Raw genomic sequence first — 22,817 nt, forward strand, 5'->3', positions numbered from 1 at the left:
CCGCATCACTGCGTACAGCGCACCGCGCAGGTCCGCAGTTGCTCAAAGGGGAGCACGAAATGGCCACGAAGCCGCCCGCAGGTGACCCGGTCCAGGATGCGCCGCGGGTCGAGCCGGCGCAGCACGCCGCCGCCGGACTGCCGGCCGTCGCACACAGCCTGCTCATCGCCCAGCAGCAGATGGGCGTGCGGCGCACCGCGCAGACCCTCCTCAAGGTCAACCAGAAGAACGGCTTCGACTGCCCCGGCTGCGCCTGGCCCGAGGGCGACAAGCGGCATACGGCGGAGTTCTGCGAGAACGGCGCCAAGGCCGTCGCCGAAGAGGCGACACTGCGCCGTGTCACGCCCGACTTCTTCGCCGCGCACCCGGTCGCCGATCTCGCCTCGCGCAGTGGGTACTGGCTGGGCCAGCAAGGGCGGATCACCCAGCCGATGTACCTCCCCGAGGGCGCCGAGCGGTACGAAGCGGTGACCTGGGAGCGCGCCTTCGGCATCATCGCCGAGGAGCTGGGCACGCTCGCCTCCCCCGACGAGGCCCTCTTCTACACCTCGGGACGTACCAGCAACGAGGCGGCGTTCCTGCTCCAGCTGTTCGCCCGCGAGTTCGGCACGAACAACCTCCCCGACTGCTCCAACATGTGCCACGAGTCCTCCGGCTCGGCGCTGACGGAGACCATCGGCATCGGCAAGGGCAGCGTCTCGCTGGAGGACCTCCACCAGGCGGACCTGATCATCGTCGCCGGGCAGAATCCCGGCACGAACCATCCCCGGATGCTCTCCGCCCTGGAGAAGGCCAAGTCCGCGGGCGCGAAGATCATTTCGGTGAACCCGCTGCCCGAGGCCGGCCTGGAGCGGTTCAAGAACCCGCAGACCCCGCTCGGCATGATCAAGGGCGCCGCGCTCGACGATCTCTTCCTGCAGATCCGTATCGGCGGCGACCAGGCCCTCTTCCGGCTCCTCAACAAGATGATCCTTCAGACCGAGGGCGCCGTCGACGAAGCCTTCGTACGGGACCACACCCATGGTTACGAGGAGTTCGTGGCCGCGGCCCGCCAAGCCGACTGGGAACAGACCCTCGCCGCCACCGGCCTCGACCGCGGCGCCATCGAAGAGGCCCTCGCGATGGTCCTCGCCTCCAAGCGCACCATCGTGTGCTGGGCCATGGGCCTCACCCAGCACAAGCACTCCGTGCCGACCATCCGCGAAGTCGTCAACTTCCTTCTGCTGCGCGGCAACATCGGCCGCCCCGGCGCCGGAGTCTGTCCCGTCCGCGGCCACTCCAACGTCCAGGGCGACCGCACCATGGGCATCTTCGAACGGCCCGCACCCGAATTCCTCGACGCGCTCGACAAGGAATTCTCGATCACCTCACCGCGCCACCACGGCTACGACGTCGTCCGCTCCATCCAGGCCCTGCGCGACGGCGATGCCAAGGTCTTCTTCGCCATGGGCGGCAACTTCGTCGCAGCCACTCCCGACACGGAGGTCACCGAGGCCGCGATGCGCCGCGCCCGCCTCACCGTCCATGTCTCCACCAAACTCAACCGCTCGCACGCCGTGACCGGCACCCGCGCGCTGATCCTGCCGACGCTGGGCCGAACCGACAAGGACGTCCAGGCGAGCGGCAAGCAGTTCGTCACGGTCGAGGACTCCATGAGCATGGTCCACGCCTCGCGCGGCAACCTCACCCCGGCGAGCCCGCACCTGCTCTCCGAACCCGCCATCGTCGCCCGCCTCGCCCGCGCCGTCCTCGGCCCCGGATCGGCCACCCCCTGGGAGGAGTTCGAGAAGGACTACGCGACGATCCGCGACCGCATCTCCCGCGTCGTCCCCGGCTTCGAGAACTTCAACGCCCGCGTCGCACACCCCGGCGGTTTCACCCTCCCGCACGCCCCGCGCGACGAGCGCCGTTTCCCCACCGCGACCGGCAGGGCCAACTTCACCGCCGCACCCGTCGAGTACCCCGAGATCCCCGAAGGCAGGCTGCTGCTGCAGACCCTGCGCTCGCACGACCAGTACAACACCACGATCTACGGCCTCGACGACCGCTACCGCGGCATCAAGGGCGGCCGCCGCATCGTCCTGGTCAACCCCGACGACGCCCGCACCCTCGGCCTGGCCGACGGCGCATACACCGACCTCGTCAGCGAATGGAAGGACGGGGTGGAGCGCCGCGCCCCCGGCTTCCGCATCGTGCACTACCCGACCGCCCGGGGCTGCGCCGCCGCCTACTACCCGGAGACCAATGTGCTGGTCCCCCTCGGCTCCACCGCCGACACCAGCAACACCCCCGCCAGCAAGTCCGTCGTCGTGCGCTTCGAGAACATCCAGAGGCAGAACGTCCAGGGGCAGACCGCCAGGCAGACCGCCAGGCAGACCGCCAGGCAGACCGCCCAGAGGTAGTCCGCACCCACAACCCACTAAGCGTTCGCTCAGTCGTCTGATAAGAACGATGCACACAGCAATAAAGCTATGAACCACGCAGACGATCGGAGCCGGACCCCATGGGCGAGCACACCACACCCAAGTTCCCCCAGGAGATCATCGACGAGTACGCCGCACTCGGCGTCGATCTGCCCGCACTCTTCTCCGCCGGCCACCTCGGCGAGCGGATGGGCGTCACGATCGTCGAAGCCTCCGCGGACCGCGTCGTCGGCACCATGCCCGTCGAGGGCAACACGCAGCCGTACGGACTGCTCCACGGCGGCGCCTCCGCCGTCCTCGCCGAGACCCTCGGCTCGGTCGGCTCCATGCTCCACGGCGGCGTCACCAAGCTCGCTGTCGGTGTCGACCTGAACTGCACCCATCACCGAGGGGTACGGAGCGGACTCGTCACGGGCGTCGCCACCCCCGTACACCGCGGCCGCTCCACCGCCACGTACGAGATCGTCATCACCGATGAGCACGACAAGCGGGTCTGCACCGCCCGCCTCACCTGCATGCTCCGCAACGCACCGCAGAACGACACCGCCTGACCGACCGGAACACACCGCACAGCGCCCCCGACACCACTGCCCGGCCGGACCCCATTCCGGCCGGGCAGCGCCATTCCCGCCCGCAACCACCCATACGCAAGGCATTGTTGAGCAACCGAACACGCCAACACCCTTGACCGTACGGCTGGTTGTATGGCCAACTCGGCACCCCAGCCACACCCGGCGCACACCCCGCGCACACAACACCGCGTCGACCACATCGGCCCAGATGTAACACTGCGTAACAAGTGCGCAATGCGCAAACGTCACCGCGCAGCACTCCGAACCCGGCCCCGCAGCCGCCGGGCGGCCCATCGTGCCCCCATGACGCCCTCTTCACCCCTCGACACGCGACAGCAGCAAGATCAGCTCAAGCCCCTTAGCAGAGCTGCGCGTTCTCACAATGCGGTCACTTCACCGACCGGCAAAAAGCCGTACATGTCCGCACAGCCACCTCAAGCCTTGCTCAAAGGCATAACAAGACAGTCACATCCTGCGGCGGACCCATCCCGGACACCCACACCTGCGCCTAGAGTCACCGCCAGTCACCGCGCCGCCGGGCGCGTCTGCTGCACGGCCCTGTACCAACCAGTACGGCCCGGCGAACGACACGGCACCTCAAGCAGAGGAGGCCGCGCCAGGGAAAGGACCTTTCGTGCGACACCGTTCTTTGCTCATCCTCACCACAGTGCTCACCACAGGAGCACTGACACTCACCGCCTGCGGGTCGCGCGACGACGGCAAGAAGAGCAGCAGCGGCGACACCCAGACCGTCGTCATCGGCGTCGACGCGCCCATCACCGGCGACCTGTCCGCCCTCGGCCTCGGCATCAAGAACTCCGCGGACCTCGCCGCCAAGACGGCGAACAAGGAAAAGACCGTCCCCGGCATCAAGTTCGAGGTCAAGCCGCTCGACGACCAGGCACAGCCCTCCGTCGGCCAGCAGAACGCCCAGAAGTTCATCGACGACGACACCGTCGTCGGCGTCGTCGGCCCGCTGAACTCCGGCGTCTCCCAGTCGATGCAGAAGCCGCTCAACGACGCCTCCCTCACCCAGGTCTCCCCCGCCAACACGGGCACCGAACTCACCCAGGGCGAGAACTGGAAGACCGGCGACAAGAAGCGCCCCTTCAAGACCTACTTCCGCACCGCCACCACGGACCAGATCCAGGGCGCCTTCGCGGCGAAGTACCTCTTCAACGACGCGAAGATCAAGCAGGTCTACCTCATCGACGACCAGAAGCCGTACGGCGCCGGTCTGGCCGCCTCTTTCAAGGCGACCTTCACCACCCTCGGCGGCAAGATCGTCGGCTCCGACCACGTCAACCCCGACGACCGCGACTTCAACGCCGTCGTCACCAAGGTCAAGAAGTCCGGCGCCAAGGCCGTCTACTACGGCGGCGAGTACCCCGCCGGCGCACCCCTGAGCCAGCAGCTCAAGGACAGCGTCCAGATCCCCCTCATGGGCGGCGACGGCATGTACAGCGCCGACTTCATCAAGCTCAACAAGAAGGCCCAGGGCGACATCGCCACCTCCGTCGGCAAGCCCGTCGAGGAACTCGACTCCGCCAAGAAGTTCATCGCGGACTACAAGACGGCCGGATACAAGGACGCCTACGAGGCCTACGGCGGCGGCACCTACGACGCCACCTGGGCGATCATCGAGGCCGTCAAGCTCGCCGTCGCCGAGAACAACGGCAAGCTCCCCGACGACGCCCGCGTCAAGGTCCTCGACGCCATGAGCAAGGTCAAGTTCGACGGCGTCACCGGCCCCGTCTCCTTCGACGAGTACGGCGACACCACCAACACCATGATGACCGCCTACCAGGTCAACGGCGGCAAGTGGACCTCCAAGCTCAGCGAGGCCTACAAGCCCTGACCCGTGCCCTCCCGGACACGCACTGACTGACACCAGACCGCGCGGGAGCGCTACCAGCGCTCCCGCGCGGTGCCATATCCGAACCACTCCACGGAGGCCCTGCGGTGAACGAACTGCCGCAACAGCTGGCCAATGGACTCATCCTCGGCGCGATGTACGGTCTCATCGCGATCGGCTACACGATGGTCTACGGAATCATCCAGCTCATCAACTTCGCCCACGGCGAGATCTTCATGATCGGAGGCTTCGGAGCTCTCACCGTGTACCTCTGGATGCCGGCCGGCGTCTCCCTCCTCGCAATCATCCCACTCATGATCATCGGCGGCGTCATATGCTCCGTCGCCGTCAGCACAGCCGCCGAACGCTTCGCCTACCGGCCCCTGCGAGGCGCCCCCCGACTGGCCCCACTGATCACCGCGATCGGACTCTCCCTCGCACTCCAGCAGGCCATCTGGAAGTGGTACCCCGACGCCAAGAAGGACCGCTCCTTCCCCCAGTTCAAGGGCGAAGCGATCGACATCTTCGGCGCCCACATCCAGCGCGGTGACCTCTTCGTCCTCATCACGGCACCCATCTGCATGCTCGCCCTCGGGCTCTTCGTCTCCAAGACCCGCTCCGGCCGCGGCATGCAGGCCACCAGCCAGGACCCCGACACCGCAAAACTCATGGGCATCAACACCGACCGCATCATCGTCATGGCCTTCGCCATCGGTGCCGCGTTCGCCGCCGTCGCCGCCGTCGCCTACGGGCTCAAAAACGGCCAGATCGGCTTCAAAATGGGCTTCATCATGGGCCTCAAAGCCTTCACCGCAGCCGTACTCGGCGGCATCGGCAACATCTACGGCGCCATGCTCGGCGGCGTCGTACTCGGCATCGCCGAATCCCTCGCCACCGGCTACATGAGCAACGTCCCCGGCATGGAACTCTTCGGCGGCGGTGCCTGGAAGGACGTATGGGCCTTCGTCCTCCTCATCATCGTCCTGCTGCTCCGCCCCCAGGGCCTGCTCGGCGAACGCGTCGCGGATCGGGCGTGATACGGATGACCACCAACCACACCACCGCACCCGGGGCCGCCCCCATCCTCGCGATCCCCGCAGCCGCGGCCCGCATCGCCACCCTCGCAGGCGCCGCCGTCGCACTCGCCGGCACCTTCCTCGCCTGGACCTGGACCAGCGAATTCCCCGGCGACCTCACCGTCACCGGCTACCCCGGCGGCCTCCAGGTCCTCACCCTCATCAGCGCCGCACTCACCCTGCTCTTCGCCCTGTCCGGATACGGCATCCGAGGCCTCGGCTGGCTCACCCCCGGCGGCACCAACAGCCCCGTCCGCCTCCTGGCGCTCGGCACCTTCGGCACCACCGGCTACACCATCGGCGCCATCGCGTACGACCTCGGCGGCGTCGTCAACCTGGAACCCGGCGCCTGGGTCAGCGGCATCGGCGCACTCATCGCCGCCATCGCCGCACTCGGACTCCCCGGCGACCAGCCGCTCCCCGACACCACAACGGCCGGCGCCTGGCAGCGCTTCCGCAACAGCCTCAGCGCCCCGCCGGCCCGCCGCGCCAAACCCCTCCCCGCCTGGGCCGAAATCCTCACCATCGCCGTAGCCTTCGGCATCGGCCTCCAGGTCTTCGCCTACGGCATCGACACCGACTACGCCGAACTCTTCATCGGCTTCCTCATCACCGTCGGCTTCGCCTTCACCGCACTCCACCGCGCCGGACTCGTCTCGCGCCTCACCACGCTGACCACGAAGCACCGCAACATCACCCTCGCCGCCGCCCTCGTCGCAGCCGTCTGCTTCCCGTTCACACAGCAGAAGGAGGAGTACGCGCTCATCGGCGCCAACATCCTCATCTTCGCGACCGTGGCACTCGGCCTCAACGTCGTCGTCGGCCTCGCCGGCCTCCTCGACCTCGGCTACGTCGCCTTCCTCGGCGTCGGCGCCTACGCCGCAGCCCTGGTCTCCGGCTCCACCATGTCGGCCATCGGCGTCGAATTCCCCTTCTGGGCCGCCGTCCTCACCGGCGCCGGCGCCTCGCTCGTCTTCGGCGTCCTCATCGGCGCCCCGACCCTGCGACTACGCGGCGACTACCTGGCCATCGTCACCCTCGGCTTCGGTGAAATCTTCCGCCTCACCGTGAACAACCTCAACGGAAACAGCGGACCCGACCTCACCAACGGCTCCCAGGGCATCCCGAGCATCCCCGACCTCAACTTCTTCGGATTCGACTTCGGGCTCAAGCACGACATCCTCGGCTTCAACCTCGGCAGGTCCGCCAACTACTACCTGCTGATGCTCGTCTTCACCGCCGTCGTCGTCCTCGTCTTCCGCCGCTCCGGAGAATCACGCATCGGCCGCGCCTGGGTCGCCATCCGCGAGGACGAGACCGCAGCCACCGCCATGGGCATCAACGCCTTCCGGCTCAAACTGCTGGCCTTCGCCCTCGGCGCCACCCTCGCCGGCCTCGCCGGAACCGTCCAGGCACACGTCAACTACACAGTGACACCCGAGCAGTACCAGTTCGCCGGCTCCGTACCGCCCAACTCCGCATTCCTCCTCGCCGCCGTCATCCTCGGCGGCATGGGAACCCTCAGCGGACCCCTCGTCGGCGCCGCACTGCTCTACCTCATCCCGGCCAAACTGCAGTTCATGCAGGACTACCAGCTCTTCCTCTTCGGCGTCGCACTCATCCTCCTGATGCGCCTGCGCCCCGAAGGCCTCGTCGCCGACCGCAGGAAGCAGCTCGAGTTCCACGAGACCGACCAGCTCGACGTACCGGAGCCACGGCAGTCCGCAGAGACCGGCGCCGGCATCGCCAAGGCGGGGGCGTGACCACCATGACCACCACCACGAAGACCGCCACCACCGTCCTCGACGCGAGCGGCGTCACCATGCGCTTCGGCGGCCTCACCGCCGTACGCAACGTCGACCTCACCGTCAACGCGGGCGAAATCGTCGGCCTCATCGGCCCCAACGGCGCCGGCAAGACCACCTTCTTCAACTGCCTCACCGGCCTGTACGTCCCCACCGAGGGCAAGGTCAGCTACAAGGGCACCGTCCTGCCGCCCAAGCCCCACCTCGTCACCCAGGCAGGCATCGCCCGCACCTTCCAGAACATCCGGCTCTTCGCCAACATGACCGTCCTGGAAAACGTCCTCGTCGGACGCCACACCAGGACCAAGGAAGGCCTCTGGTCCGCCCTCCTGCGGCTCCCCGGCTTCACCAAGGCCGAACACGCCAGCCGCGAACGCGCCATGGAACTCCTGGAATTCATCGGCCTCCAGGACAAGGCCGACCACCTCGCGCGCAACCTCCCCTACGGCGACCAGCGCAAGCTGGAAATCGCCCGCGCGCTGGCCAGCGACCCCGGACTCCTGCTCCTCGACGAGCCCACCGCCGGCATGAACCCGCAGGAAACCCGCGTCACCGAAGAACTCATCTTCGCCATCCGTGACCAGGGCATCGCCGTCCTCGTCATCGAGCACGACATGCGGTTCATCTTCAACCTCTGCGACCGCGTCGCCGTCCTCGTCCAGGGCGAGAAACTCGTCGAAGGCACCTCCGACGTCGTCCAGAGCGACGAACGCGTCGTCGCCGCCTACCTCGGCACCCCCTTCGAAGGCGCCCCCGGCGCCGAAGAAGTCGCCGAAGTCGAAGCCGCCGAAGCAGGCGCCACCAAGACAGCCGACACCACCAGCACCACCAGCACCACCAGCACCACCAGCACCACCAGCACCACCAGCACCACCAGCGCCGAGGAGGAGGACACCCGATGACCGCACTGCTAGAGGTCGAGGACCTCCGCGTCGCCTACGGCAAGATCGAAGCCGTCAAGGGCATCTCCTTCACCGTCGAAGCCGGCCAGGTCGTCACCCTCATCGGCACCAACGGTGCGGGCAAGACCACCACCCTGCGCACCCTCTCCGGGCTCCTCAAGCCCGTCGGCGGCAACATCCTCTTCGACGGCAAACCGCTCAACAACATCCCGGCCCACAAGATCGTCTCCCTGGGCCTCGCCCACTCCCCCGAGGGACGACACATCTTCCCCCGGCTGACGATCACCGAGAACCTCCAGCTCGGCGCCTACCTCCGCAACGACAAGGCAGGCATCGAGAAGGACATCCAGCGCGCCTACGACCTCTTCCCCATCCTCGGGGAACGCCGCAAGCAGGCCGCCGGAACGCTCTCGGGCGGCGAACAGCAGATGCTCGCCATGGGCAGGGCTCTGATGTGCCAGCCCAAGCTCCTGATGCTCGACGAACCCTCCATGGGCCTCTCCCCGATCATGATGCAGAAGATCATGGAGACCATCGTCGAACTCAAGGCACAGGGCACCACCATCCTGCTCGTCGAGCAGAACGCCCAGGCCGCGCTCTCCCTCGCCGACCACGGCCACGTCATGGAGGTCGGCAAGATCGTCCTCTCCGGCACCGGCGCGGACCTCCTCCACGACGAGTCCGTCCGCAAGGCCTACCTCGGCGAGGACTGAACCCCGCCCGACCGTACGAGTAAGGCCCGCACCCCGATCGATCCGGGGTGCGGGCCTTACTCGGATACGCGCGCCTACTGGTCGCCGTCCTTCGCCGCCCTTTTCTTCTCCTCGGCATCCTCGATCAACGCCTCGGCAAGCTGCTGCATGGACAGCCGACGGTCCATCGACGTCTTCTGGATCCAGCGGAACGCGGCCGGCTCCGACAGCCCGTAATCCGTCTGCAGAATGCTCTTCGCCCGATCCACCAGCTTCCGCGTCTCCAGCCGCTGCGCGAGGTCGGCGACCTCACCCTCCAGTGCCTTCAGCTCCGAGAACCGCGACACCGCCATCTCGATGGCAGGCACCACGTCGCTCTTGCTGAACGGCTTCACGAGATACGCCATCGCCCCGGCGTCCCGCGCCCGCTCGACGAGATCGCGCTGCGAGAACGCGGTGAGCATCAGGACCGGGGCGATGGACTCCTCGGCGATCTTCTCCGCGGCGGAGATCCCGTCGAGGATCGGCATCTTCACATCGAGGATGACCAAGTCCGGCCGGTGCTCCCGGGCGAGCTCGACGGCCTTCTGACCGTCCCCGGCCTCACCGACGACCGCGTAGCCCTCTTCCTCCAGCATCTCTTTGAGGTCGAGCCGGATGAGCGCCTCGTCCTCGGCGATGACGACGCGGGTCGTCAGCGGCGGAACGTGCGACTTGTCGTCGTCGGCTGCGGGCTGGGGCGACTCGGGGGCGGTCACGGGGACTCCTCGTTCCAAGGGCAGGTACAGCTCCTATGAGCCTACCTAGCAGCGGACCGGGCGTGTCACCCGGTACACTTTCCGGCAGCAGCCTCGCCGGGTTGGTGGAATGGCATACACGGATGTCTCAAACACATCTGCCCGAAAGGGCTTGCGGGTTCGAATCCCGCACTCGGCACATGCGAGACAAAGCGGATGTTCACGTTCTCGTGAACATCCGCTTTCTGCTGCACCCAGTAGCGAGTGGTCGCTCATGGTGTTCGTATGAACTTCCACGGACCAGAACTACGACAGAAGGCGCTCACCCTTCTCCGAGGCGGCGCAAAGAACGCGGACGTGGCGCGGCAGCTGAACGTGCCGGCAGGCACCGTCAGCTACTGGAAACACATGGACCGCGCCAAACGCGGCGAGTGCCCGGGAGCCCATCGTTCCTTCTGCCCTCGATGCGAAGGAGAGTTGGACCGCTCGGCGTACGCCTACCTTCTCGGCCTCTATCTCGGTGACGGGCACATAGTCCAGAACAAGACCATGCACACGCCCAGTCTGTCCGTCGCCTGCGCAGATTCGTGGCCCGGCCTTATGGACCTGTGCGAGAGCGCGATGCGTGCCGTCTTCCCCGAGAACTCCGTATGCAGGGTCCGCAGAAAGGGATGCCACCAGGTGAAGATGTACTCGAAGCACCTTTGGTGCCTCTTCCCCCAGCACGGTCCCGGTAGAAAGCACGAGCGCCCGATCGTCCTCGCAAACTGGCAACAGGAGATCGTGGACGCACACCCGTGGGAGTTCATCCGTGGTCTGATCCATTCCGACGGATGCCGCATCACCAACTGGACCACCCGCCTGGTAGGCGGGGAGCGTAAGCGCTACGAGTACCCGCGCTACTTCTTCGCCAACAAGTCCGACGACATCCGCAAGCTCCTCTCCGACACCCTCAACAAGGTCGGAGTCGAGTGGACGACTCTCGCTCGCGGCAGCGATCCGTTCAACATCTCCGTCGCCCGACGGGCGTCCGTCGCTCTCATGGACGCCCACGTCGGGCCGAAGTACTGACGACTGACCTACCTGGCGCTGTCGTCCTCGCCGATGTGGTGCACCCGGACCAGGTTCGTCGAGCCCGGGACTCCCGGCGGGGAGCCGGCCGTGATGACCACGATGTCGCCCTTCTCGCAGCGGCCGATCTTCAGCAGTTCCTCGTCGACCTGGGCCACCATCGCGTCCGTCGATTCCACGTGCGGGCCGAGGAAGGTCTCGACGCCCCAGGTCAGGTTCAGCTGGGAGCGGGTGGCCGGGTCCGGGGTGAAGGCCAGGAGCGGGATGGGTGAGCGGTAGCGGGAGAGGCGCCTGACCGTGTCGCCGCTCTGGGTGAAGGCGACGAGGAACTTGGCGCCCAGGAAGTCGCCCATCTCGGCCGCCGCGCGGGCCACCGCGCCGCCCTGGGTGCGGGGCTTGTTGCGGTCGTTCAGGGGCGGGAGGCCCTTGGCGAGGATGTCCTCCTCGGCGGCTTCGACGATGCGGGACATCGTGCGGACCGTCTCGATGGGGTACTTGCCCACGCTGGTCTCGCCGGAGAGCATCACCGCGTCCGTGCCGTCGATGACCGCGTTGGCGACGTCGGAGGCTTCGGCGCGGGTGGGGCGGGAGTTGTCGATCATCGAGTCGAGCATCTGGGTGGCGACGATGACCGGCTTGGCGTTGCGCTTGGCGAGTTTGATCGCGCGCTTCTGGACGATCGGCACCTGTTCCAGGGGCATTTCGACGCCGAGGTCGCCGCGGGCGACCATGATGCCGTCGAAGGCGGCGACGATGCCGTCGATGTTCTCGACGGCCTGAGGCTTCTCCACCTTGGCGATGACGGGGAGGCGGCGGCCCTCCTCGTCCATGATGCGGTGGACGTCCTCGATGTCGCGGCCGCTGCGTACGAAGGAGAGGGCGATGATGTCGGCGCCGGTGCGCAGGGCCCAGCGGAGGTCTTCGATGTCCTTCTCGGAGAGTGCGGGGACGGAGACGGCGACGCCGGGGAGGTTGAGGCCCTTGTGGTCGGAGACCATGCCGCCCTCGATGACGGTGGTGTGGACGCGGGGGCCGTCCACCTCGGTGACTTCGAGGGTGACGCGGCCGTCGTCGACGAGGATGCATTCGCCGGTGGTGACGTCGGTGGCGAGGCCGTCGTAGGTGGTGCCGCAGGTGTGGCGGTCGCCTTCCATGGGTTCGACGGTGATGGTGAAGCTGTCGCCGCGTTCAAGGAGTACGGGGCCTTCGCGGAAGCGTCCGAGGCGGATCTTCGGGCCTTGAAGGTCGGCGAGGATCCCGACGCTGTGTCCGCTCTCGTCGGAGGCCTTGCGTACGTGGTGGTATCGCTCTTCGTGTTCGGCGTAGGTGCCGTGGCTGAGGTTGAGGCGGGCGATGTCCATTCCCGCTTCGACCAGTGCCTTGATCTGGTCGTATGTGTCGGTGGCGGGGCCCAGGGTACAGACGATTTTTGCTCGGCGCATGGTTTGAGCCTAGACCTTACCTACGGGTAGATATTTGGCCGTGCATGACGACCCAACAACCTTTGGGTGAAGGGTTATTGACAAGTGTTGAATTGTGCGGCGGGGTGCTCGGATGAGCATTCTCTTTATAGTTTTGGCGGTGACATGGTGAAGCGGGCGTTCACCTGTGCGTAGACGGTCTGGCGTTGCGGTTCGAGGTCGAGGGCCGGGGCTGGTTCGGCGGCTGCCCCGCCGTATGCCGCGCGGCCCCGGATGCCTCCGGGTGCGACGGGCATGGCTATGGCCGGGGCGGCGTTCTCCGCGCCGAGGTCGGCGAGTTCGACCAGGGCGGTGAGGTGGGCGCCGAGGGCGTCGGCGTATTCGCGGGCGCGTTGGACGGCTTCGCGTACGGCCTGGCGGCGGGCGTTCGCGTGGGCTGGCGAGTCGGGGCGCAGGGCCCACCAGGGGCCGTTGACGCGTGTCATGTCGAGGTCGGCGACGCGGGTGGTGAATTCGCCCAGTGCGGTGAAGTCGTTGAGGACGGCGGTGACGTGGACGCGGCCGTGGTAGGCGCGGATTTTTTCGTCGCGGCCGCGCTGGGTGAGTTCGGGGGTGATGGAGAATGCGCCGGTTTCGAGTTTTTCGACCGCTTGTCCGTAGGACCGTGCGAGTTCGAGGACGTGGTTGTTGCGTCGGGTGAGGTCTTCGAGGGCTGCGCGGCGGTCTTTTCCGCGGGCGCTGACGGTGATGCCGATGTGGGCGGTCTCGGGGTCGACTTCGAGGCGGGCTTCGCCTCGGACGGCGACGCGGGGGTGGTCGGGGGTGCCGTAGGGCGGTGGGGTGTCGGTCATGGGTCCACTCTCGCATCCGGGTGCGACAGCGGGTGGTCATCAGATCGAAACCCGCAAGGGGTGTTGCCGGGTGTTGCTCGTGGGTCATTATCTACGCGCGTTGTGCACTGCGAGTACTGAGCTGTACGAGAACTGAGCTGTACGAGAACTGAGATGTGGGAGACGAAATGCCGCTGAACCGTAGGACGTTCCTGGGCACATCGGCGGCCGCCGGTGCCGGTGTGGCGATCGCTGGTGGTTCCGCCGTTCCTGCCGCGGCCCACGGTCATGGCCAGGGGCACGGCCACGGGCGTCCGCCGAAGCGGTACTCGTTCACCGTGATGGGCACCACCGATCTGCACGGGAACGTCTTCAACTGGGACTACTTCACCGACAAGGAGTTCGACGACAAGGCCCACAACGACGTCGGTCTGGCGAAGATCTCCACGCTGGTGGACCAGGTGCGCCGGGAGAAGGGCCGCCACAACACCCTGATGATCGATGCGGGTGACACGATCCAGGGCACCCAGTTGTCGTACTACTACGCCAAGATCGATCCGATCACGGCGAAGCGCGGCCCGGTGCACCCGATGGCGCAGGCGATGAACGCGATCGGCTATGACGCCGCGGCGCTCGGCAATCATGAGTTCAACTACGGCATCCCGGTGCTGCGGAAGTTCGAGGAGCAGTGCGACTTCCCGCTGCTGGGTGCGAACGCGCTGGATGCGAAGACGTTGCGGCCGGCGTTCGCCCCGTACGTGATCAAGAAGATGCGTACCCCGCACGGTCCGGATGTGAAGGTCGCGATCCTGGGTCTGACCAACCCGGGTATCGCCATCTGGGACAAGGCGAATGTCAGCGGGAAGATGGTGTTTCCCGGTCTGGAGGAGCAGGCGGCGAAGTTCGTGCCGCGGCTGCGTTCCATGGGTGCGGATGTCGTGATCGTGTCGGCTCACTCGGGCCACAACGGTACGTCGTCGTGGGGTGATCAGGTCCCGTATGTCGAGAATGCGGCGGGTCTGGTGGCCGAGCAGGTTCCGGGGATCGACGCGATTCTGGTCGGGCATGCGCATCTGGAGATTCCCGAGTATTTCGTGGAGAACAAGCAGACCGGCAAGAAGGTGGTGCTCTCCGAGCCGTTGAAGTGGGGGCAGCGGCTGACGCTGTTCGACTTCGATCTGGTGTGGGAGAAGGGCCGCTGGGTGGTGGAGAAGGCGGGTTCGCAGGTGTTGAACTCCAACACCGTGGCCGAGGACCCGGAGATCACGAAGCTGCTCATGGACGAGCACAGGAAGGTCGTGGCGTACGTCAATCAGGTCATCGGTACGTCCACGGCGGCGATGACGACGGCGGAGGCGGCCTGGAAGGACGAGCCGATCATCGATCTGATCAATGTCGTCCAGGCGGAGACGGTGAAGGCGGCGCTGGCGGGTGGCGAGTACGCGGCGCTTCCCGTTCTCTCGCAGGCTTCCTGCTTCTCGCGTACGGCGCAGATCCCGGCCGGGAATGTGACGATCAAGGACGCGGCGGGTCTGTACCCGTTCGAGAACACCCTTGAGGCGCGGCTGCTGACCGGTGCGCAGATCAGGGATTATCTGGAGTTCTCTGCCCGGTACTACGTGCAGACGGCGGCCGGTGTTCCGGTGGACACGGCGAAGCTGACGAACGCGGACAACACTCCGGACTACAACTACGACGCGGTGTCGGGTCTGACGTACGAGATCGACATTGCGAAGCCGAATGGTTCGCGGATCGTGAATCTGTCGTTCGAGGGCAAGCCGATCGATCCGGCGGCGCAGTTCGTGCTGGCGGTGAACAACTATCGGGCGAGCGGTGGTGGCAATTTCCCGCATGTGCCGGGTGCCAAGCAGTTGTGGGCGAACTCGGAGGAGATCCGTAACACGATCATCGCCTGGGTGCAGGCGAAGGGTTCGGTGGACGGTGCGCAGTTCGCTTCGGTGGACTGGCGTCTGACGCGGGACGGTGCGCCGGTGTTCTAGGCGTTCGCCCCTGGGGGTGTGCTGGTGTGGGTCGGCGGCCGTCTTCTCCTTGTGGAGGGGGCGGCCGCCTTCTGTCTGTGTGTGGGGGTGGGTGTCAGTTGCTCTGGGTGAGGGGGATGAGGTCGGGGTTCTGGGTGGGGATGGGTGGGGTCTGGGGGGTGAGGCCGAAGGTGGTGAAGGCGGTGCGTTGCGGGAGGGGGTAGGCGTTGGTGCCGGTGAGGTTGTTGAGGATGGTGGCGCTGCGCCAGGCGGCGAGTCCGAGGTCGGGGGCGCCGACGCCGTGGGTGTGGCGTTCGGCGTTCTGTACGTAGACGTTGCCGGTGACGGTGGGGTCGAGGACGAGGCGGAACCGGTCGTCGATGTGGGGGCGTGCGGAGGTGTCGCGGCGCATGTAGGGGTCGAGGCCGGTGAGGATGCGGTCGAGGGAGCGTTCGCGGTAGCCGGTGGCGAGGATGACGGCGTCGGTGGTGAGGCGGGATCGGGTGTTCTGCTGGGTATGTTCGAGGTGGAGTTCGATGCGGGTGTTGGCGACGCGTCCTGCGGTGCGTACGGAGACTCCGGGGGTGAGGGTGGTGTCGGGCCAGCCGCCGTGGAGGGTGCGGCGGTAGAGCTCGTCGTGGATGGCGGCGATGGTGTCGGCGTCGATGCCTTTGTGGAGTTGCCATTGGTGGGGGACGAGTTCGTCGCGTACGGATTCGGGCAGGGCGTGGAAGTAGCGGCTGTAGTCGGGGGTGAAGTGTTCCAGGCCGAGTTTGGAGTACTCCATGGGTGCGAAGGCCTGGGTGCGGGCGAGCCAGTGGAGCTTTTCGCGGCCTGGGGGGCGGGCGCGCAGGAGGTCGAGGAAGATTTCGGCGCCGGACTGTCCGGATCCGATGACGGTGATGTGTTCGGCGTCGAGGAGTGTTTCGCGGTGGTGGAGGTAGTCGGCGGAGTGGATGACGGGGAGGGATTCGGCTTCTGCGAGGGGTTTGAGGGGGTCGGGGATGTGGGGCTCGGTGCCGATTCCGAGGGCGATGTGACGGGTGTGTGCGCGGCCGAGTGCTTCGGCTTCGCCGTCGGTGTCGAGTTGGGTGAAGTCGACTTCGAAGAGGCCGCGTTCGTTGTTCCAGCGGACGGCGTCGACCTGGTGGCTGAAGTGGAGGCCGGGGAGTTGGTCGCTGACCCAGCGGCAGTAGGCGTCGTATTCGGCGCGCTGGATGTGGAAGCGCTCGGCGAAGTAGAAGGGGAAGAGCCGGTCGCGGCTGCGCAGGTAGTTGAGGAAGGTCCAGGGGCTTGCGGGGTCGGCGAGGGTGACGAGGTCGGCGAGGAAGGGGACTTGGAGGCTGGCTCCGTCGATGAGGAGGCCGGGGTGCCAGTGGAAGGCGGGGCGTTGTTCGTAGAAGGCGGTGGTGAGGGGGTGGGGGTTGCCCGGAATGCCGTGGGCGAGTGCGGCGAGGGAGAGGTTGAAGGGGCCGATGCCGATGCCGACGAGGTCGTGTGGCTGGTCGGTCTCGGGGGTGGGCAGGTCGGTCATCGGGGGGTGTTGCCTTCCGCGAGGTCGTTGGCGAGGTGGTTGACGAGGTCGAGGAGTGTGCGGAGGTTGTCGGGGGTGGTGTGGGGGTTGAGGAGGGTGGCTTTGAGCCAGAGGCGGTTGTCTGTGTGGGCGCGGCCGAGTACGGCGTGGCCTCGGGTGAGGAGGGTGCGGCGGATGGTGGCGACGGTGTTGTCGTCGGCGTCGGTGGGGCGGAAGAGGACGGTGCTGATGGTGGGGCGGTCGTAGAGGTCGAGGGTGGGGGTTTTGGCGATGAGGTCGGCGAGGTGGTGGGCGGCGGCGATGGTGTGGTCGATGAGGTCGGCGAGTCCGGTGCGGCCGAGGGCTTTGAGGGTGACGGCGATCTTGAGGGCGTCGGGGCGGCGTGTGGTGCGCAGGGAGCGGCCGAGGAGGTCGGGGAGGCCGGCTTCGGTGTCGTCGTCGGCGTTGAGGTAGGAGGCGCGGTGGTGGAGTACGTCGAGGTGGGTGCGGTCGGGGGTGGCGAGGATTCCTGCGGATGCGGGTTGCCAGCCGAGTTTGTGCAGGTCGAGGGTGACGCTGTGGGCGCGGTCGAGGCCGTGGACCTTGCCTCGGTGGGTGGGGCTGAAGAGGAGGGGGCCGCCGTAGGCGGCGTCGATGTGGAGTTCGGCGCCGTGGGTGGTGCAGAGGTCGGCGATGTCGGCGAGTGGGTCGATCTGGCCGGTGTCGGTGGTGCCTGCGGTGGCGGTGACGAGCAGGGGGCGGTGGAGTTCGGTGAGGGCTTCGTCGAGTGCGGCGAGGTCCATGACGCCTGTGGGGGCGGGGATGACGACGGGTGCGGGGAGGCCGAGGAGCCAGGCGGCGCGGGTGACGCTGTGGTGGGCGTTGGCGGCGCAGATGGTCTGTACGGGGCCGTTGCGTTCGCGGGCGAGGAGCAGGGCGAGTTGGTTGGCTTCGGTGCCGCCGGTGGTGACGAGTGCGTCGGGTGAGGGTTGGTGGGGGTAGATCTCGCTGGCGAGTGCGGCGGTGATGTCGGCTTCGAGGGCGGAGGCTGCGGGGGCTTGGTCCCAGGAGTCCATGGAGGGGTTGAGGGCGGAGGCGGCGAGGTCCGCGGCGGCGGCGAGGGCGAGGGGCGGGGTGTGCAGGTGGGCGGCGCAGAGTGGGTCTGCGGGGTCTGCGGCGCCTTCGGCGAGGGCGCTGATGAGGGTGTGCAGTGCGTCGTGGGGGCCGGTGCCGTGGTCGGGGATGACGGGGTGGGTTGCGGCGCGCATCCGGGGGGTGACGGCGTCGGGTCCGCCTGCGGGGAGGGGGCCGTCGCGGCGGTGGGCGCCGTCGTGCAGTGCGGTGAGGACGGTGTCGATGAGGGGGCGCAGGGCGGCGGGGCCGGTGGTCGATCCGGCGAGGGGCGGGGTGGGCATGGTGGCGGGGCCCTTCGGGTGCGCATGGGTGGACATGCCAGCTTGTCCGGGTTTTCGGGGGCGCGGCCGCGGAGCTCGGTGATCTGAACTCGAAAGGGGGATGTGGGTTGGGCGGAGGGGTGTTGTCGGGGGTTTCGGTGATATGGGTGTGGCGTCGGATATGGGTGTGCCCGGCGCCTCCCTGTGTGGTGGGGTGGCGCCGGGCACGGGTGGTGCCGACCCTGAGAGCCTGTCGGGTGACCTCTGATCGGGCGGCCACGGCCTGGCACGCACGCTTCCAGCGTTGCCGAAATGCCCTAGTAGCTCCGCTACGAGGCCATCCCGGCGCCTTGGAATCGCACGCACCATGCCGCGTCCGCTCTCCGATCGAAGGTCACCCGACAGGCTCTGAGGGTCAGTGGGTGTCGCGTACGGCGAGGGCGCGGCGCAGGTCGTCGATCTGGTCGATGAGCTTGCGGCGCAGGGCCGGGGTGAGGTCCTGGTCGTTCAGGGCTTGTTCGCCGAGGTGGAGGCTGTCGGTGTCGACGGCGTGGGCGGGGAAGGCGTAGCGGCCGGCGGCTTCGGCGATTGCGGGGCCGCGGCGGGCGGCGAGGCGGGTCGCCTCGGGGTAGTAGCGGGGCACGTAGTCGCGTACGAGGTCGGCCTGTTCGGGCTGCCAGAAGCCTTGGGCGGTGGCGGTGAAGAGGTAGTTGGAGAGGCTGTCGTCGTTGAACAGGGCGTGCCAGGCGGCGGCTTTGGCTTCGGGGGTGGGGAGGGCGGCGCGGCAGCGGGCGGCGCCTTCTTGTCCGGTGGCGCTGGGGTCCTGTTCGAGTTCGGCGGCGATGGCGGTTTCGTCGGTGGCGCCGAGGACGGCGAGGCGGGTGAGGATGCGCCAGCGCAGTTCGGGGTCGAGTTCGGGTCCGCCGGGGACGGTGCCGTTGGTGAGCCAGTCCTGGATGGTGTCGGGCTGGGTGGCGGCGTCGATGAGGTGGCGTACGGCGACGAGGCGCAGGCCGGGGTTGTGGCCGTCCTCGGTGCGGCGGATGAGGTCGCGGCACAGGGCGGTGAGGGTGGCGAGGGCGGCGGGGCGGTTCTCGGGGGCGAGGTAGCGGCCGGCGATCTGGGTGTCGGCGAAGGCGAGTACGCCCTGGGCGAGGGCGAGGTCGGTCTCGTGCGGGAGGTGTGCGCGGGCCGCTTGGAGGTAGGTGGTGGGGGCGAGTTCGCCGTCGCGGACCAGGTCGCGGGCGGTGTTCCAGACGACGGCGCGGGTCAGGGCGTCGGGGATGCCGGAGAGGTCGCGTACGACGGTGTCCCAGGACTTGGTGTCGAGGCGGACCTTGGCGTAGCTGAGGTCGCTGTCGTTGAGGACGACGAGGGCGGGGCGCCGGCCGGGCAGTGCTTTGGCCGTGTCGTTCTGGGGGACGTCGATCTCGAACCGGTCGCGCAGGACGAGGCGGTCGGGGCCGGGGTGGGCGTCCGGGGCGTGGTCGTATGCGCCGACGGCGATGCGGTGGGGTCGGGTGCCGTTGTGGTCGACGGTGAGGGACCACATGCCGTCGGACTCCTCGACCTGGGGGGTGAGGGTGTCGACTCCGGTGGTGCGCAGCCAGGCGTCGGCCCAGGCGTGGACGTCGCGGTCGGTGGCCGATGCGAGGTTGTCGATGAAGTCGGCGAGGGTGGCGTTGGCGAATTTGTGGCGGGCGAAGTGGGTGTTGATGCCGGCCAGGAAGTCTTTCTCGCCGAGCCAGGCGACGAGTTGGCGCAGGGCGGATGCACCCTTGGCGTAGGAGATGCCGTCGAAGTTGAGCATCGCGGACGCGGTGTCGGGGACGGCTGCCGGGTCGGGGGCGACGGGGTGGGTGGAGGGACGCTGGTCGGCGTCGTATCCCCAGCCCTTGCGGGCGACGCCGAAGTCGACCCAGGTGTCGGTGAAGCGGGTGGCCTCGGCGAGGGTCTGGTAGCCCATGTACTCGGCGAAGGACTCGTTGAGCCAGATGTCGTCCCACCAGGCGAGGGTGACGAGGTCGCCGAACCACATGTGGGCCATCTCGTGGGCGATGACCATGCCGCGGGTCTGGCGTTCGGTGTCGGTGACGGCGGAGCGGTAGATGAACTCGTCGCGGAAGGTGACGAGTCCGGGGTTCTCCATGGCGCCTGCGTTGAACTCGGGGACGAATGCCTGGTCGTAGGAGTCGAAGGGGTAGGGCTCGTCGAACTTCTCGTGGAAGCGGTCGAAGCAGGCGCGGGTGATGTCGAGGATCTCGTCGGCGTCCGCGTCGAGGTACGGGGCCAGTGAGCGGCGGCAGTGGATGCCGAAGGGCAGTCCGGCGTGTTCGGTGGTCACGGAGTGCCAGGGGCCTGCGGCGACGGCGACGAGGTAGGTGGAGATCAGTGGGGTGGCCGCCAGGGTCCACCGGCCGTCGCCGCGGTGCTCGGCGATGCCGTTGCCGAGGACGGTCCAGCCTTCGGGGGCGGTGACGGTGAGCTCGAAGACGGATTTGAGGTCGGGCTGGTCGAACGCGGCGAAGACGCGCTGGACGTCCTCCATGAACAGCTGGGTGTAGACGTATGTTTCGCCGTCGGTCGGGTCGGTGAAGCGGTGCATGCCTTCGCCGGTGCGGGAGTAGCGCATGGCGGCGTCGATGCGGAGTTCGTGTGCGCCGGCGGTGAGTGCGGTGAGCGGGAAGCGGTTCTCGGTGAGGTCGGCGGGGTCGAGGGGCTGTCCGTCCAGGCTGATCGAGCGCAGGGTGGCGGGCTTGAGTTCGACGAACGTGTCTCCGGCCGCGGCTGCGGTGAACTGGATGACGGTGCGGGAGTCGAAGGTCTCCTCCCCTCCGGTCAGATCGAGGTCGATCGTGTACCGGTGTACGTCGAGGAACTGGGCTCGGGTCTGCGCTTCGTCGCGCGTCAGTACGGACATGCACCCATGCTGCCGTACGGCCCGGGCGGGGCGCAGGCGGGTTCTCCCAGGGCTGAGTGGGAAGGATCGGTGGGCCTTTCAGGGCTAAGATTCTTACCCATTGTGTTCCTGTACGGAGGAGTGCCCGCAATGGCGAAGAACGCGGCTTCCGCTTCCGCGACGCGGCAGGACGCGGTGGCGTCGATCGTCGAGGACTGGCGGCGGGAGCGGCCGGATCTGGATACGGCTCCGCTGGAGGTGTTCGGCCGGCTGCGCCGGGCGTTCCTGCGGTACAGCGCGGCGGTCTCCCGGCCGGTGGAGCGCAAGGGCCTGTCGGTGGCCGGGTTCGATGTGCTGACGGCGCTGCGCAGGGCGGGGGCGCCGTTCCGTCGTACGGCGGGTGAGCTGGCCGATTCCGGTTTGATCAGTTCGGCGGGGGTCACGCTGCGGATCGACCGTCTGGAGAAGGACGGGCTGATCCTGCGGGAGCGTGATCCTCAGGACCGTCGGGTGGTGCACTCGCGGCTCACGGACGAGGGTCTGTCGACGATCGACGAGCTGTTCGCGGAGCACTTGGACAATGAGCGGCGGATGCTGGCGGGGCTGACTCCCGCGGAGTGCCGGCAGCTGGCCCGGCTGCTGGAGAAGCTGGAGCGGTCGGTGCTGGCGGCGGCGGAGGACGCGTAGTCGTCCCTGGTCGCCGGACGGGCGGAGAAGCGAGCCCGTCCGGCGGTTGAGGACGTCTGTTCGGCCAGTCAGGCGGTTGAGGATGTCTCGGGTTCAGCCTGTCGCGCCGGCCTGCGCTTCCGCCTCCGTGCGGTACGTGCGGCGTACGCGGGGCGTGGGCGGCGCGGTCAACCGCCCGGGCGTGATCCTGGGCCCGATCCTTGTCGGCATGGTGTACGCGGCCGGGGACGGCGTCGCGCCGGTGTTCATGATGCTGAGGGCAGTGGCACTGGTGGGCGCGGTGGTGGCGGGCACCTTCGCGCAGAAGACGGCGAACCGCCCACTGGAGGAGATCTCGCCGTGAGGGGCGCTCACCCCCGTCGCTCCTGGTCACCGCGGAACGTCCGGTACTCGCCGTCGGGCGCCATGACATGCGGGTCGGGGAGACACCTCGGGCAGTCAAGCCGTCAATCAGGAACCATGCTTGTGGACCGCCTCCAAGCCGCGTGACTCCTATTTCGGTGGAGGCACGACGGAAGCGGCTGCCACAGTGATCGCATGGATCTCCCTCCCGACGCCGTGCTCGTCTTTGACCGAGACGAAGACCTGAACGTCTTCGAGTCCTTCGCGCACGCCACGAACTACCTGGAGGCGATTGATGTGTCGGAGGGCGAGTACACGGCGGCCTACACCCCTGACGGTCGAGTGCTGGCGCTCTCCGCCCCTGAAGCGTGGAGAGGGCCGGTCGTTCTGACCGGAACCGACGGAGTTGACCTGGCCGATCTGGAGCGCAGAGTGGCCCGCTACTGGCAACTCCATCAGGTAGGTCAGCCGCCGTGTGACCCACAGCAGACAGCGCGTTTCCTGATCGACAGGGACAACCAGCCCCACAGGGGGCGGCTGAAGCTTTTCACCGCCCTGCTGGGTCGCAATTTCGGGAATGGACCGACGTCACTGCCGCACGATCACTCCACTGATTGAC

Annotated in this window: 18 protein-coding genes and 1 tRNA gene; 13 read left to right on the forward strand and 6 right to left on the reverse strand. The window is 67.7% G+C overall.

The window, feature by feature from the left end:
• Positions 1-59 precede the first annotated feature (59 nt).
• The 7 genes from ACIPEK_RS05995 to ACIPEK_RS06025 all read left to right on the forward strand — a co-directional run bounded on the left by ACIPEK_RS05995 (position 60) and on the right by ACIPEK_RS06025 (position 9,346).
• Positions 60-2,402 carry an FdhF/YdeP family oxidoreductase gene (locus ACIPEK_RS05995; protein ID WP_401991192.1) on the forward strand — a complete coding sequence of 781 codons (2,343 nt, stop codon included), beginning with the start codon at positions 60-62 and terminating at the stop codon, positions 2,400-2,402.
• Positions 2,403-2,503: 101 nt separating this feature from the next.
• On the forward strand, positions 2,504-2,974 hold the full coding sequence (locus ACIPEK_RS06000) for a PaaI family thioesterase (protein ID WP_401991195.1): 471 nt from the start codon (positions 2,504-2,506) through the stop codon (positions 2,972-2,974).
• Between the two features lie 670 nt (positions 2,975-3,644).
• Positions 3,645-4,853: a branched-chain amino acid ABC transporter substrate-binding protein gene (locus ACIPEK_RS06005; protein WP_383067936.1), complete on the forward strand. Its 1,209-nt coding sequence runs from the start codon at positions 3,645-3,647 to the stop codon at positions 4,851-4,853.
• Positions 4,854-4,957: 104 nt separating this feature from the next.
• Positions 4,958-5,887, forward strand: a complete 930-nt coding sequence (locus tag ACIPEK_RS06010) for a branched-chain amino acid ABC transporter permease (RefSeq protein WP_037699258.1) — start codon at positions 4,958-4,960, stop codon at positions 5,885-5,887.
• Positions 5,888-5,892: 5 nt separating this feature from the next.
• Positions 5,893-7,689 (forward strand): branched-chain amino acid ABC transporter permease, encoded by a 1,797-nt coding sequence (locus ACIPEK_RS06015; RefSeq protein WP_401991198.1) that lies wholly within the window; start codon positions 5,893-5,895, stop codon positions 7,687-7,689.
• A gap of 5 nt (positions 7,690-7,694) precedes the next feature.
• Complete coding sequence (locus ACIPEK_RS06020; protein WP_401991835.1) at positions 7,695-8,633, forward strand: ABC transporter ATP-binding protein; 939 nt, start codon at positions 7,695-7,697, stop codon at positions 8,631-8,633.
• Positions 8,630-9,346, forward strand: coding sequence for an ABC transporter ATP-binding protein (locus ACIPEK_RS06025; protein ID WP_189277064.1), 717 nt, complete (start codon positions 8,630-8,632; stop codon positions 9,344-9,346). The genes ACIPEK_RS06020 and ACIPEK_RS06025 overlap by 4 nt, the downstream gene beginning before the upstream one ends.
• Before the next feature lie 74 nt (positions 9,347-9,420).
• Here ACIPEK_RS06025 and ACIPEK_RS06030 read toward each other — a convergent pair whose 3' ends face one another.
• Complete coding sequence (locus tag ACIPEK_RS06030) at positions 9,421-10,083, reverse strand: ANTAR domain-containing response regulator (protein WP_401991201.1); 663 nt, start codon at positions 10,081-10,083, stop codon at positions 9,421-9,423.
• 95 nt (positions 10,084-10,178) lie between these two features.
• Between ACIPEK_RS06030 and ACIPEK_RS06035 the strand changes: the two genes are divergently transcribed.
• Both ACIPEK_RS06035 and ACIPEK_RS06040 read left to right on the forward strand, forming a co-directional pair.
• A tRNA-Leu gene (locus ACIPEK_RS06035) sits at positions 10,179-10,261 on the forward strand.
• A gap of 86 nt (positions 10,262-10,347) precedes the next feature.
• Positions 10,348-11,133 (forward strand): helix-turn-helix domain-containing protein, encoded by a 786-nt coding sequence (locus tag ACIPEK_RS06040; RefSeq protein ID WP_401991204.1) that lies wholly within the window; start codon positions 10,348-10,350, stop codon positions 11,131-11,133.
• An 8-nt stretch (positions 11,134-11,141) separates the two neighbouring features.
• On the opposite strand, the gene pyk is transcribed toward ACIPEK_RS06040, so the two are convergent.
• Together pyk and ACIPEK_RS06050 are read right to left on the reverse strand one after the other, a co-directional pair.
• The gene (gene pyk, locus ACIPEK_RS06045) at positions 11,142-12,575 is read right to left on the reverse strand and encodes a pyruvate kinase (protein WP_401991207.1); all 1,434 of its coding nucleotides are present in this window, start codon (positions 12,573-12,575) and stop codon (positions 11,142-11,144) included.
• A gap of 125 nt (positions 12,576-12,700) precedes the next feature.
• Complete coding sequence (locus tag ACIPEK_RS06050) at positions 12,701-13,405, reverse strand: SIMPL domain-containing protein (protein ID WP_401991210.1); 705 nt, start codon at positions 13,403-13,405, stop codon at positions 12,701-12,703.
• A 167-nt stretch (positions 13,406-13,572) separates the two neighbouring features.
• On the opposite strand from ACIPEK_RS06050, the gene ACIPEK_RS06055 reads away from it, so the two are divergent.
• The gene (locus tag ACIPEK_RS06055) at positions 13,573-15,384 is read left to right on the forward strand and encodes a bifunctional metallophosphatase/5'-nucleotidase (RefSeq protein ID WP_401991213.1); all 1,812 of its coding nucleotides are present in this window, start codon (positions 13,573-13,575) and stop codon (positions 15,382-15,384) included.
• 94 nt (positions 15,385-15,478) lie between these two features.
• Here ACIPEK_RS06055 and ACIPEK_RS06060 read toward each other — a convergent pair whose 3' ends face one another.
• The 3 genes from ACIPEK_RS06060 to pepN all read right to left on the reverse strand — a co-directional run bounded on the left by ACIPEK_RS06060 (position 15,479) and on the right by pepN (position 21,190).
• Entirely contained in the window at positions 15,479-16,897 is a 1,419-nt protein-coding gene (locus tag ACIPEK_RS06060) for a lysine N(6)-hydroxylase/L-ornithine N(5)-oxygenase family protein (RefSeq protein ID WP_401991216.1), read from the reverse strand.
• On the reverse strand, positions 16,894-18,291 hold the full coding sequence (locus ACIPEK_RS06065; RefSeq protein WP_401991837.1) for a pyridoxal phosphate-dependent decarboxylase family protein: 1,398 nt from the start codon (positions 18,289-18,291) through the stop codon (positions 16,894-16,896). The genes ACIPEK_RS06060 and ACIPEK_RS06065 overlap by 4 nt, the downstream gene beginning before the upstream one ends.
• A gap of 394 nt (positions 18,292-18,685) precedes the next feature.
• The gene (gene pepN, locus ACIPEK_RS06070) at positions 18,686-21,190 is read right to left on the reverse strand and encodes an aminopeptidase N (RefSeq protein WP_401991219.1); all 2,505 of its coding nucleotides are present in this window, start codon (positions 21,188-21,190) and stop codon (positions 18,686-18,688) included.
• 129 nt (positions 21,191-21,319) lie between these two features.
• Between pepN and ACIPEK_RS06075 the strand changes: the two genes are divergently transcribed.
• The 3 genes from ACIPEK_RS06075 to ACIPEK_RS06085 all read left to right on the forward strand — a co-directional run bounded on the left by ACIPEK_RS06075 (position 21,320) and on the right by ACIPEK_RS06085 (position 22,816).
• Positions 21,320-21,856, forward strand: coding sequence for a MarR family winged helix-turn-helix transcriptional regulator (locus ACIPEK_RS06075; protein ID WP_401991222.1), 537 nt, complete (start codon positions 21,320-21,322; stop codon positions 21,854-21,856).
• Between the two features lie 136 nt (positions 21,857-21,992).
• Positions 21,993-22,199, forward strand: a complete 207-nt coding sequence (locus ACIPEK_RS06080; protein WP_401991225.1) for a hypothetical protein — start codon at positions 21,993-21,995, stop codon at positions 22,197-22,199.
• Between the two features lie 194 nt (positions 22,200-22,393).
• Positions 22,394-22,816 (forward strand): hypothetical protein, encoded by a 423-nt coding sequence (locus ACIPEK_RS06085; protein ID WP_401991228.1) that lies wholly within the window; start codon positions 22,394-22,396, stop codon positions 22,814-22,816.
• Position 22,817 lies beyond the last annotated feature (1 nt).

The sequence above is a fragment of the Streptomyces sp. NPDC088246 genome (assembly GCF_044741025.1).
In the GTDB taxonomy this organism is placed as follows: Bacteria; Actinomycetota; Actinomycetes; order Streptomycetales; family Streptomycetaceae; genus Streptomyces.

Coding starts and splice junctions, on each gene's coding strand:
- ACIPEK_RS06060 (WP_401991216.1), bottom strand. CDS start 16,897: ATGACCGACCTGCCCACCCCCGAGACCGACCAGCCACACGACCTCGTC.
- ACIPEK_RS06040 (WP_401991204.1), top strand. CDS start 10,348: ATGAACTTCCACGGACCAGAACTACGACAGAAGGCGCTCACCCTTCTC.
- ACIPEK_RS05995 (WP_401991192.1), top strand. CDS start 60: ATGGCCACGAAGCCGCCCGCAGGTGACCCGGTCCAGGATGCGCCGCGG.
- ACIPEK_RS06050 (WP_401991210.1), bottom strand. CDS start 13,405: ATGACCGACACCCCACCGCCCTACGGCACCCCCGACCACCCCCGCGTC.
- ACIPEK_RS06085 (WP_401991228.1), top strand. CDS start 22,394: ATGGATCTCCCTCCCGACGCCGTGCTCGTCTTTGACCGAGACGAAGAC.
- ACIPEK_RS06065 (WP_401991837.1), bottom strand. CDS start 18,291: ATGCCCACCCCGCCCCTCGCCGGATCGACCACCGGCCCCGCCGCCCTG.
- ACIPEK_RS06000 (WP_401991195.1), top strand. CDS start 2,504: ATGGGCGAGCACACCACACCCAAGTTCCCCCAGGAGATCATCGACGAG.
- pepN (WP_401991219.1), bottom strand. CDS start 21,190: ATGTCCGTACTGACGCGCGACGAAGCGCAGACCCGAGCCCAGTTCCTC.
- ACIPEK_RS06025 (WP_189277064.1), top strand. CDS start 8,630: ATGACCGCACTGCTAGAGGTCGAGGACCTCCGCGTCGCCTACGGCAAG.
- ACIPEK_RS06015 (WP_401991198.1), top strand. CDS start 5,893: ATGACCACCAACCACACCACCGCACCCGGGGCCGCCCCCATCCTCGCG.
- pyk (WP_401991207.1), bottom strand. CDS start 12,575: ATGCGCCGAGCAAAAATCGTCTGTACCCTGGGCCCCGCCACCGACACA.
- ACIPEK_RS06055 (WP_401991213.1), top strand. CDS start 13,573: ATGCCGCTGAACCGTAGGACGTTCCTGGGCACATCGGCGGCCGCCGGT.
- ACIPEK_RS06075 (WP_401991222.1), top strand. CDS start 21,320: ATGGCGAAGAACGCGGCTTCCGCTTCCGCGACGCGGCAGGACGCGGTG.
- ACIPEK_RS06020 (WP_401991835.1), top strand. CDS start 7,695: ATGACCACCACCACGAAGACCGCCACCACCGTCCTCGACGCGAGCGGC.